The sequence below is a fragment of the Methylomonas methanica genome (assembly GCF_001644035.1).
In the GTDB taxonomy this organism is placed as follows: domain Bacteria; phylum Pseudomonadota; class Gammaproteobacteria; order Methylococcales; family Methylomonadaceae; genus Methylomonas; species Methylomonas methanica_A.
On record NZ_LUUG01000078.1, the window covers coordinates 22,608 to 33,960 of the forward strand.

The 11,353-nt window shown below is 54.4% G+C and carries 8 protein-coding genes; 5 read left to right on the plus strand and 3 right to left on the minus strand.

Annotated features, from left to right (window positions below; all coding sequences use genetic code 11):
- Nucleotides 1–93: 93 nt before the first annotated feature.
- Entirely contained in the window at nt 94–822 is a 729-nt protein-coding gene (locus tag A1332_RS13460) for a Crp/Fnr family transcriptional regulator (protein WP_064009007.1), read from the plus strand.
- 89 nt (nt 823–911) lie between these two features.
- On the opposite strand, the gene A1332_RS13465 is transcribed toward A1332_RS13460, so the two are convergent.
- A complete protein-coding gene (locus tag A1332_RS13465) occupies nt 912–3,116 on the minus strand; it encodes an EAL domain-containing protein (protein WP_064009008.1) in 2,205 nt (734 codons plus the stop codon).
- Nucleotides 3,117–3,437: 321 nt separating this feature from the next.
- Nucleotides 3,438–3,788, minus strand: a complete 351-nt coding sequence (locus tag A1332_RS13470; protein ID WP_064009009.1) for a hypothetical protein — start codon at nt 3,786–3,788, stop codon at nt 3,438–3,440.
- Nucleotides 3,789–4,323: 535 nt separating this feature from the next.
- Between A1332_RS13470 and A1332_RS13480 the strand changes: the two genes are divergently transcribed.
- Nucleotides 4,324–5,037, plus strand: coding sequence for a Crp/Fnr family transcriptional regulator (locus A1332_RS13480; protein ID WP_082879689.1), 714 nt, complete (start codon nt 4,324–4,326; stop codon nt 5,035–5,037).
- A 57-nt stretch (nt 5,038–5,094) separates the two neighbouring features.
- On the opposite strand, the gene A1332_RS13485 is transcribed toward A1332_RS13480, so the two are convergent.
- Entirely contained in the window at nt 5,095–5,463 is a 369-nt protein-coding gene (locus A1332_RS13485) for a DUF4870 family protein (RefSeq protein WP_064009011.1), read from the minus strand.
- Nucleotides 5,464–5,858: 395 nt separating this feature from the next.
- Between A1332_RS13485 and A1332_RS13490 the strand changes: the two genes are divergently transcribed.
- The 3 genes from A1332_RS13490 to rbbA are packed head-to-tail and all read left to right on the plus strand — an operon-like array spanning nt 5,859 to nt 11,154.
- Nucleotides 5,859–7,292: an efflux transporter outer membrane subunit gene (locus A1332_RS13490; protein ID WP_064009012.1), complete on the plus strand. Its 1,434-nt coding sequence runs from the start codon at nt 5,859–5,861 to the stop codon at nt 7,290–7,292.
- Complete coding sequence (locus tag A1332_RS13495) at nt 7,292–8,413, plus strand: HlyD family secretion protein (RefSeq protein WP_064009013.1); 1,122 nt, start codon at nt 7,292–7,294, stop codon at nt 8,411–8,413. Before A1332_RS13490 ends, A1332_RS13495 begins: the two co-directional genes overlap by 1 nt.
- Nucleotides 8,410–11,154, plus strand: a complete 2,745-nt coding sequence (gene rbbA, locus A1332_RS13500; RefSeq protein WP_064009014.1) for a ribosome-associated ATPase/putative transporter RbbA — start codon at nt 8,410–8,412, stop codon at nt 11,152–11,154. Before A1332_RS13495 ends, rbbA begins: the two co-directional genes overlap by 4 nt.
- The last annotated feature ends 199 nt before the right edge of the window (nt 11,155–11,353 follow it).

Sequence of the window (11,353 nt, forward strand, 5' to 3'; positions counted from 1 at the left end):
AGCGGAATTTTGTTTGCGAATAGACTAAAGGTTTACACTAGCCCCTATGGGCAGGAGCCAACCTATTTTGTCCGATAACCACCAAGGCAGCAGATGACCGATCCAGACACCCCGAAAAACAACCATTTGCTAAATGCCTTACCGGAAGCGGAATACGAGCGGCTATTTCCGCACCTGGAACGTGTGGACATGCCACTTGGCGAAGTGATTTACGAGTCCGGCGGCGAGTTGCGCTACGTTTATTTTCCCGTCACTTCTATTGTGTCCTTGTTGTATGTGATGGAGAACGGCGCATCGGCGGAAATTGCAGTGGTCGGCAAGGACGGTATCATAGGCGTGGCATTGTTCATGGGCGGCGGCAGTATGCCCAACCGCGCGGTGGTGCAAAGCGCCGGTCACGCTTACCGTTTGCGCGGGCAACTGTTAATGCATGAGTTCAACCGTTACGAAGGCATGCTGCACCTGCTGTTGCGTTATACCCAGGCTTTAATCACGCAAATGGCGCAAACCGCCGTATGCAATCGGCATCATTCGGTGGATCAACAACTCTGCCGCTGGTTGTTATTAAGCCTGGACCGGCTGCCCTCCAACGAATTGACCATGACCCAGGAATTGATCGCCAACATGCTCGGCGTGCGCCGCGAAGGCGTTACCGAAGCAGCGGGCAAATTACAACATGCAGGATTGATCCATTACAGCAGAGGCCGAATCACAGTGCTGGACAGACCGGGTTTGGAAGAACGGGTTTGCGAATGCTATCACGTGGTGAAAGCCGAGTCGGATAGACTTCTCCCCCCCCCCGTTGAATTAATTGCGTTATAAGAAGGCAAACAGCCGGCTGCTTGTAGGTGCGAATTTAGTCGCACTACCGGCCTTATAGATCGAATGAATTCGACCCCACCAAGCAAACCTCAAAGTTGGCTCTGCAACAAAGCAGAAAACTCCGTCGCCGCCAACGCCGGACTTTTCAAATAGCCCTGATAAAAATCGCAGCCATGTTCTTGCAGAAAATCCAGCTGTTCCTGCGTTTCAACGCCTTCTGCCAACACTTGCAAACGCAAGGTATGGCCCATGCCGATAATCGCCGAGGCGATTTCTTTGTCGTCTTCCAACTGCGGAATATCGTCGATAAAGGTTTTATCGATTTTAAGAATATCCAACGGAAAATGCTTTAGATAAGCCAGTGACGAATAGCCGGTACCGAAATCGTCGATAGCCAAACGCACGCCCAAGGCCTGTAGCTGACAGAGGACCAATACCACCTCCGTCTCGCGCTCCATCAAGGCACTCTCGGTTAATTCCAACTCTAACAGCTTGGGCGGAAAGCCGGTTTGGCTGAGTATTGCTGCCGTGCTGGCCGCTATATCCCCATGGCGGATTTGATGCGGCGACAGATTGACCGCCAGTTTGATCGGCGGCAAACCGGCATCCAGCCAGCGCCTGCCTTGCCGGCACACCTCGGTTAGCACCCACTCGCCGATCTCGGTTATCAGGCCAATTTCCTCGGCTACCGGAATGAACTGGCTGGGCGGTATCGCACCCTCCTCGGCATTATGCCAACGTAACAAGGCTTCCGCGCCGATGATACGGCCGGTGCTGATTTCGATCTGCGGTTGATAATAAACCTGTAATTCTTGACGCAACAGCGCCCGCCGCAACAAGGACTCCAAATTGATGCGGCGCAAGGCCGCTTGGGTCAGATCTTCGGAGAAGTATTTAAAATTACCGCGCCCTTCCGCTTTGGCGCGATACAAAGCCGCGTCCGCGTGTTGCAAAAGCTCTTCGGAGCTGCTGCCATGTTCGGGCAGCAGGCTGATGCCGATGCTAACGCCGACCCGCACTTCGGAACCGTTGGACAAACGCCACGGTTCGCTGAGCGAGTCGATAATCTCGGCGGCTACCAGCGCGGCATCTTGCGGATGCGTCAAATCTTCCAGCAAGATGGCAAACTCGTCGCCGCCCAAACGGGTCACGGTATCGATGCCGCGCAGCCGACTGGACAATTTGGCTGCCACTTGTTGCAGCAATTCGTCGCCGGCTAAATGGCCAAAACTGTCGTTAACGTCTTTAAACCGGTCCAGATCCAGCATTAACAGCGCCGCCGCTTTCCGCTCGCGGCGCGACAAGCCTATGCAATGTTCCAGACGCGCAAACAATAACAAACGGTTGGGCAAACTGGTCAAGGGATCGTGGTGCGCCAAAAACTCCAGGCGGGCGACTGCATCCTTGAGCTGGGAAATATCGGAAAACACGCCAACATAATGCGTCACCCGATTATTTTCGTCGCGTACCGCACTGATGCTGAGCATTTGCGGATAAATCTCGCCGTCCTTGCGCCGATTCCAGATTTCGCCTTGCCAATAACCGCTGTCGTTAATCTGCCCCCACATATCCAAGTAAAAGGCTTGATTCTGCCGGCCGGATTTCAGGGTTTGCGGCGTTTTCCCCAGCACTTCGTCCACCGCATAGCCGGTTAATTCGCTAAAAGCCCGATTAACCACCAAAATCCGCATGTCGGCATCGGTAACCATCACGCCTTCGCGGGCGGTTTCGAACATGGCGGCTGCCTGACGTAAATATTGGTCGTTTGCTTTTTCTCGGCTAAGGTCGCTGATCACAATCCGAAAAGTGTGCTCGCCATCCACGGCAAGCGCCCGATTCATTTCCAGTCTCACACAGAAATTGCCGCCGTCCGGCTTTATAAAATTGAGCTCACAGCTCTGCGCTTCCCCGCTTTCGGTCAGCGCTTTACGGCTTAAATAATAATTATCCTGATCCTTGAAGGCGATGAAACGGCTTAGGCTTTGGGAAAGTAAGGTTTGGCGCGGCACGTCCAGCAATTGGCTGGCGGTAAGATTGGCTTCCAGGATGCTGTCTTGCGAATTGACGGTCAGATAGCCGACCGGCGCCAAATCGTACAAATCGAAATAGCGAGCCTGCGACGCTTCCAACTCGTCTTGGGTGTGGCGTAAGTTTTCGATGACCGCTTCCAGTTCGATCTGGTGCACCAGCAACTCATGCAGCAGACGCTGTTCGTCGATTGGTGTTTTTTTGTTTTTTAGCGGGCGAGCGGCGAGCTTCTGCTCAGCATAACAGCGTAGGTCGGCAGCATTCATAACGAATTGGACAATTTTGGCATAACCCCAAGTAGCGGATCGACATTAATTTAACCAGCCATTAAATATTAGCATCAATCCAAGTTCCCAATGCCATTAAATTATAAAGCTGTTGCCATGATAAATCAGGAGCTGAGCATGCTTTTGCCGGACAATCTGGTTCTAGCAAAACCAACAGATTCAGTTCTGCTCAACAAACGCGGGAGATTAGTCAGAAGGTGACTCCATATCGCTAAACGCCTGCCATAAAAAAGCCGGTGATCACCGGCTTTGGATATGTACTAAAACATAAAAACTGTTCTTTAAAGGCTAGTGGACTTATTACTGTCCGTTTACCTTTGCCAATTTCATTTCCTCAATGCCTTGTTCAACCTCGGCAATACCTTCTTGCAAGTTACCGGCTTTAGCGGCTTTTATCGCGGCTTTCAGCTTGGCGTTAGCCCTTTGCAGCCGAATGGAGCTACCCTTCTCGTTTTGAACTTTCATCGCCTCCCAGGCGACCGTTGCGCTCTCAATAAAGGCTTTGGTATCGCCGGTTTTGCCGACTTCCAAGGCATTGTTGGATAGAGCGAGCAGATTGGTAAAGCTTTCGTTCAACGGGCTACCGGCGGCATGCGCTGCCATGGAGCCGAAAGATAACAACAATGCCATTAAAATGTGTCTAATTTTCATAAATTTACCCGGTGTATATATTCTATTAAGGTGCACAACAACCGCTATCGCCGGCATCTATAAATGCCGTTCAAGAGCGGGCATCCTGCTCTGAAACCGCGACGACCACACAATTATTAGTAACCCAACCCTTAACTATCGTCGCTCCCGCGCAGGCGGGAACCCAGCGGCCATACTGGCTTCCCGCCTGCGCGGAAATGACTCATCCATGGAATGTGAGGGCCGGGTTAATAAATGTCTACATCCCGGTTGCTGGGTGATTCCACCTAAGCGCTACCAGATTACGGCAACATCTTGTTTAAGTCTGTACGCTAGGTTACATACGGCGACAAGTTCTGCGAATTCCCTGCTTTGCCACCTGCCATCAGCCCGCAGTACGTGCGCTAACATACAGACAAGCGGCATCATAGCCGCTAATCTGCCCTCCCAAACAGCAGGCATAAGGCCTCTGACCAGCACCGGCATCGCGATTTGCACCTGTTCGCATCTGTTATCTGCCCGTCGGGCTTCCTCAATACACCGCCGGAGAACGCCCGTGTCGTTTATCCCCGCCGTTCCAGCGGCAAATCGTCTGCTGGCTACTTTGCCCGAAATGGATCGCCAGCATTTACTTGCCAACTGCGAACCGGTCGATCTGCGTTTTGCGGAAGTACTCTACTTGGCTGGTTCACAGATTCCGCATGTCTATTTTCCAACCGGCAGTTTTATTTCCTTGGTAACGCCGGTCGATGGCGATACCGGTCTGGAAGTGGGTTTAATCGGTAACGAAGGCATTTTGGGTATTACGCTGATATTGGGTGTTGATATCGCACCGTTTCAAGCGCTGGTGCAGGGCGCGGGTTCGGCATTGCGAATAAGTGTGCCTTTATTTTTGCAGGAACTGGAGCGCAGCAGGCCATTGCAGCTGGAGTTGAAACGCTATTTGTATGTATCGATGAGCCAAATGGCGCAAACTGCCGCCTGTAACCGCTTTCATCTGGTGGAGGCACGCTTGGCGCGCTGGCTGCTGATGACCCATGACCGCGCGCATGCCGATACCTTTCATGTGACGCATATCTTCCTGGCTTATATTCTGGGGGTGCGCCGGGTAGGCATTACCAAGGCCGCGCTGTCCTTGCAAGAACAAAAGCTGATTAGTTATCGGCGCGGGGATATTACCGTTCTGGATCGCAGCGGCCTGGAAGCCGCTGCTTGTGAATGTTATCGAACCGAGAGAGAGACTTACGAGCGTATTTTGGGGAGCGTGTGAAGTAGGAATTAGCCGCCGCCGATTTTAACGACGTCGGCTAAGTAATTCTGTCTCGGCTTAACTCAAATCCTGCAAAGATTTCTCGGCAGTCAAATTAGTCCAGCCGATGACGATCCTATAGATCAGCAGCAGCAAGGTTGGGATCAACACGATCAGGCTCAACTGAATATCCAGCATCAACACCAGACCCGATAAGGCAAATCCGGCCAACGTGACCCAGACGGTTTTGATCTGCCAATTAAAATGCGATTCCAACCAGGTACCTTTGACATTGTTGCGATAGAAAAAATTAATCGCTACCCCGATTAGCAAAGGTAATCCCGCAAAGGCAAAGGTCAATACCTGGCATAGGTAAACCGTTGCCGTCAGCTTTTTCAGTGCGGCGAAATCTTCGGTGGGTTTTTCGTTTGTAATTGTCGTGTTCATGAATACTTACCTCTTCTTGAAAAATGATCGGCGGCTCTTTGGGGGCTATCTGTCGCCAAGCAAAACCGCGCTCGGCGGTGCCGAGCAGTACCCAGACTCTAGGCTGATAAAGCACTAGCGTCTGTACGTTATCGAACATTTATGCGGGCATAGGTTCAATGTCCTCATTCTCCGCGCAGGTGGGCGCCCCGATATGACTGTAGATTCAGGCTTTCGCGGGAATGACGGATATGGGCCGGGTGTACGCTAGCGCACAGACCTGAATAACCTCAGCGATTACGCTGCTCTGGCAAGATTCATATAGGACTAAGCGATGGGACGAACTAACTCTGCACTATGCAAGCGAAAGCCGAATGTTGAATTGACCGCACACTTGTTAAGCCGGCCCGCCAATAATGCTGGGTAAGCCGACCGGTTTGATCATCCTGATCGCGGCCGCTGGTTGCACCGTCGGCCCGAACTACCATGCACCAACAGCCAACGCTCCTGGTAGCTGGCAAGCGGAAAAAACTACTAATACGGCGATAACCACCTCTGACCCCAAGCACTTACAAAATTGGTGGCTGCGTTTCAATGACGCGCCGCTGAATGTGTTGATGGCTAAAGCCTTGGCCGGCAATCTGGATATAAAAATTGCCTCTACCCGCATCGACCAGGCCCGTGCCGAGCGGCGGGGTACGCAGGCGGAATTATTCCCGACAGTGAATATTAAAGCCGGTGCCCAACGCCAGGAAAACCCCTTGCCCGGTTTGGCACCGGGTATTCGCTACAACATGCTCGAATTGGGTTTCGATGCCTTGTGGGAAATAGATTTGTTTGGCCGGCAGCAGCGGCGTCTGGAAGCGGCCTCTGCTGAGCTAGACAGTGCCAACGCAGGCTATCAGCAAGCTTTAGTCACACTGAGCGCGGAGCTGGCCCGCAGTTATGTCGAATATCGCAGCGCCCAAAATCAATTACGCATCACCTCTTCAAATCTGCAAACCCAGCAAGCCACCCTGTCCTTAACTGAAAAATTGTTTGATGAAGGTGTGGTAGCTCGTCATGAAGTAGTGCGCTCGCGGGCCTTGACCGAAACCACGATGGCGCAGATCCCTGCTTTGGAAGCCAAACTGACCGGCTTGCTGCGGCAACTGGAACTGTTGGTCGGCCAGCATCCCGGTAGCCTGGCGCTTGAATTAAAAGAGCTTGGCTCGGTACCGCAGACAGCTGGCGCAGAAGTGTTAGCCTCACCGGCAGTAACCCTGCGCAATCGACCGGATATTCACATCGCCGAACGGCAACTGGCTGCCGCCACTGCGCTGCAAGGCTCTGCTGTCGCCGAATTGTTTCCGAAAATTTCCCTGTCCGCATTCGTTGGCCTACGAAACACCGACCTGGAATCCTTGTTCAAATCGGCAGCTTTCTCTTACGGCACCGCCGCCAATCTGCTGCAACCTCTGTTAAATTTTGGTCGTATCCGTGCCGGCATCCAATTAGCCGACGCGCGCCAACAGGAAGCTTATTTATCCTATGAAAAAACTATCCTGGAAGCGTTACGCGAAACCGAGACCGTATTAAGTCGATATCTAAATGAAGAACAGCGCCGCCGGCTGTTGGTCAGTTCCACGCAGGACTTGCGCGAGTCGGTCCGGCTATCGGAATTGCGCTACCAGGAAGGCGTCATCTCGTTTTTGGATGTACTGGATTCGCAACGCAGCCTGTACGCTGCCGAAATCGAATTGGCGCGCTCCGAAGCGGACACTTCCACTCATCTGATTGCGGTCTACAAAGCCCTGGGCGGCGGCCCGGAAAATAGCAGCATGCAGTCGCAGAATTCTGAGGAACCCTAATGGCCAGCGCAAAGGAACCCATCGCACCGGCAACCGCCAGCGAACCAGCTAAAACTTGGCTGCAGCGGCTACGAAAATTCATCGTACCCGGCTTGCTATTGCTGGCTTTGGCAGTGCTGATTTGGTGGTGGTTACGCCCTGCCCCGCTGCCGGAAGCCATCGTCACCGGCAATGGCCGTATCGAAGCCACCGAGATTGACATCGCCACCAAAACCGCTGGACGGATTGTTGAGATTTTGCCTCACGAAGGCGATTTTGTAGCATCTGGCATGGTGCTGGCCAGGATGGATATCCAGGTGTTACAAGCACAGCAAACTGAAGCGCAAGCGCAAGTCCGCCACGCCGAAAGTGCCCGTGTCACCGCCAAAGCAGTGATCGTGCAGCGGCAAAGCGAACACACCGCCGCCCTGGCCGTGGTCGCCCAGCGCCAGGCCGAATTCGATGCTGCCAGCAAACGCTTGCAACGTTCGCAACGCTTGGTCGGTGAAGGTGCCACCCCGCAACAGGAGGTCGATGATGACCGGGCGCGGGTATTGGGGATGCAAGCGGCGATCAATGCCGCGCAAGCGCAGGTCGCGGCGGCAGGTGCCGGTATCGAAGCGGCGAAATCGCAAGCAGTAGCCTCGCAAACTCTCATCGAAGCCGCCCAGGCGACCGTCAGTCGATTGCAAGCCGACATAGAAGACAGCGTTTTAAAAGCCCCGCGCGACGGCCGCATTCAATACCGCGTCGCCGAGCCCGGCGAAGTATTGTCGGCTGGTGGCCGAGTGCTGAACATGGTCGATCTTGCCGACGTATATATGACATTTTTCCTGCCTACCGAGGCGGCCGGCAAAGTGGCATTAGGGAGTGAGATTCGGCTGGTGCTGGATGCGGTGCCGGATTTGGTCATCCCTGCCACGGCCAGCTTCGTGGCTAGCGTGGCTCAGTTCACACCCAAAACCGTGGAAACAGAAACCGAACGCCTGAAGCTGATGTTCCGGGTGCGCGCCAGACTCGATCCTGAACTGTTAAAAAAACATCTCAACCAGGTCAAAACCGGGGTACCTGGCATAGCCTATGTGAAGATAGACTCAAACGTTAAATGGCCGGAAAACCTGGCGATCAAGCTGCCGCAATGAATACGCCAGCCACTGCCCCGGTGGTGCGCATACAAAACCTGAGTTTGCACTATGGCGAGCAGGTGGCACTGGATAATCTGAATTTGGATTTGCCGGCCAATCAAATGCTGGGCTTGATCGGCCCGGATGGCGTCGGCAAATCCAGCCTGATGTCGCTGCTCACCGGCGCGCGGGCCATACAACAAGGTAAGATCGAAGTGTTAGGTGGCGACATGGCTGATGCCGGCCATCGCCGCGCAGTCTGTCCGCGCATCGCTTACATGCCGCAAGGGCTGGGCAAAAATCTTTATCTGACCCTCTCGGTGTTTGAAAACGTCGATTTCTTTGGCCGGCTGTTTGGTCAGCAGCAAGCCGAACGAGAACAACGCATCGCCGAATTACTGAAAAGCACTAACCTAGAGTCCTTCCGCGACCGCCCTGCCGGGCAACTGTCCGGCGGCATGAAACAAAAGCTGGGCTTATGCTGCGCGCTAATCCACGACCCCGATCTGCTGGTGCTGGACGAACCCACCACCGGCGTCGATCCCTTATCCCGCGCCCAGTTCTGGGAGCTGATTGCCCGCCTACGTCAGCGCCGCGCCGGGATGAGCGTGCTGGTTTCGACCGCTTATATGGACGAAGCCGAGCGCTTCGACTGGCTGGTGGCGATGGATGCCGGCAAGATTCTGGCGACCGGCACCGCCGCCGAACTGCGCGAACAAGCAAAAGCCGATAGTCTGGAAGAAGCCTTTATTTTATTACTGCCGGAAGCCAAGCGCCGCGGTCATAAGGCCATCGTGATTCCACCCCGACAAAGCAGTGGTGAGGACATCGCTATTGAAGCCCACGATTTAAGTATGCGCTTTGGCGAATTTCTGGCGGTGGACAACGTCAGCCTGCGCATTGAACGCGGCGAGATTTTCGGCTTTTTGGGTTCCAACGGCTGCGGAAAATCCACCACCATGAAAATGCTCACCGGCTTGTTGCAACCCAGTTCCGGAACGGCCTTATTGTTTGGGCAAGTGGTCGATGCCGGCAATCTAGCCACCCGCAAACGGGTGGGTTATATGTCGCAGGCCTTCTCGTTGTATTCCGAACTGACGGTCAAGCAAAACCTGGAGTTGCACGCCAAGCTGTTTCATCTGCCGGCAGCGAACATCTCTGAACGCGTCGCCGAGATGGCCCAACGCTTCCAGCTTGATGCGGTATTGGACACATTGCCCGACGCGCTGCCGCTGGGTATCCGCCAACGCCTGTCGCTGGCAGTAGCCATGATCCACCGCCCGGACCTGCTGATCCTCGACGAACCTACCTCCGGCGTCGATCCGATCGAACGGGACCGCTTCTGGGAAATGATGATAGAGCTATCCCGCCACGACCAGGTCACCATTTTTATTTCAACCCACTTCATGAACGAAGCTGAACGCTGCGACCGCATTTCGCTGATGCACGCCGGCAAAGTGTTGGCTAGCGATACGCCGGCAGCATTGGTCAAGGATAGCGGCCACGCCAGTTTGGAGGAAGCCTTTATCGGCTATCTGCAGAAAGCCAGCGGTGGCGAGGCAGCGGCAGACACATCCACCGAACCGGCGGTGGTCGTGTCACCGCAAACCCAAGCCGCGCAAGCCGGCGCCGGTTTCAGTTTGACCCGTCTTTACAGTTATACGCTGCGTGAAGCCTTGGAACTGCGCCGCGATCCGATCCGCGCCTCGATTGCTTTGGTCGGTACCTTGTTTTTGATGTTCACCTTCGGCTATGGGATTACCATGGATGTGGAGGATTTACGCTTTGCGGTGCTAGACCGCGACCAAACCACACTCAGCAACAATTACGCGCTGGATTTGGGCGGCTCGCGCTATTTTCTGCCTCGCCCTCCGCTGGCCGATTACGCCGAACTCGATCAGCGCATGCGCAGCGGTGAACTGAGCCTGGCTTTGGAAATTCCGCCCCACTTCGCCCGCGATTTGGAACGCGGCGATCAGGTCAAGATCGGCGCCTGGATCGATGGCGCCATGCCGACCCGTGCCGAGAACGTCATCGGTTACGTGCAAGCCATGCACCAAGGCTGGCTGCTGGAAATGGCCCGCAGCCGCAGTACGACCCAGCTACCCGCTGGCTTGATGAAGATAGAAACCCGCTTTCGCTACAACGCCGACGTCAAAAGCTTGCCGGCCATGGTGCCGGCGGTGATCCCCATTTTATTGATGCTGATTCCTGCCATGCTCAGCGCGCTGAGTGTGGTCCGTGAAAAAGAACTGGGCTCGATATTAAATTTATACGTCACGCCAGTGACTAAATTCGAGTTTTTAGTGGGCAAACAACTGCCTTACATCGCGGTCGGCATGCTGAATTTTCTGCTGCTGTCTATCCTAGCCATCTTCGTATTCGGCGTGCCATTCAAAGGCAATTTTCTAACCTTGACCGTCGCCGCCCTGCTCTATGTCACCGCCTCGACCGGCATCGGCCTGCTGATTTCCACCTTAACCAACAGCCAAATAGCAGCCATCTTCGCCACCTTTCTGACCACCTTCATTCCCTCCACCCGCTTCTCCGGGATGATAGACCCCGTCTCCTCACTGGAAGGCGGTGCCCGACTGATGGGCGAAACCTTCCCCGGCGCCTACTTCCTGACCATATGCCGCGGCACATTCTCCAAGGCCTTAGGCTTTGCCGAACTCGGCCCGTCGCTATGGCCACTGGCTCTGGCGATTCCAATTATCGTCGGCCTGAGTGTACTGCTGTTGAAAAAGCAGGAACGTTGAATGACGTTAAGTCAAGCGGTTTCAATCCCGTTATTCCGCCCCGAGCATCGCAGCTTTTGGCGAACAAGGCCCGCAGGGGAGCGGCAAGGATGCCGCTCGTTTTCGCAGGGCCAGGGATGGCCCTTCGAAAACCCTCGCCAAAAGCAAGACGCGCAGGATAAAGGCGGAATCCGGGTGGCCTTTTCTTTGGATACTTTCT

Bases quoted from the DNA above. Each gene is read 5' to 3' on its own strand.
- A1332_RS13490 (WP_064009012.1), top strand. From the start codon at position 5,859: ATGCTGGGTAAGCCGACCGGTTTGATCATCCTGATCGCGGCCGCTGGT.
- A1332_RS13470 (WP_064009009.1), bottom strand. From the start codon at position 3,788: ATGAAAATTAGACACATTTTAATGGCATTGTTGTTATCTTTCGGCTCC.
- A1332_RS13460 (WP_064009007.1), top strand. From the start codon at position 94: ATGACCGATCCAGACACCCCGAAAAACAACCATTTGCTAAATGCCTTA.
- A1332_RS13465 (WP_064009008.1), bottom strand. From the start codon at position 3,116: ATGAATGCTGCCGACCTACGCTGTTATGCTGAGCAGAAGCTCGCCGCT.
- A1332_RS13485 (WP_064009011.1), bottom strand. From the start codon at position 5,463: ATGAACACGACAATTACAAACGAAAAACCCACCGAAGATTTCGCCGCA.
- rbbA (WP_064009014.1), top strand. From the start codon at position 8,410: ATGAATACGCCAGCCACTGCCCCGGTGGTGCGCATACAAAACCTGAGT.
- A1332_RS13495 (WP_064009013.1), top strand. From the start codon at position 7,292: ATGGCCAGCGCAAAGGAACCCATCGCACCGGCAACCGCCAGCGAACCA.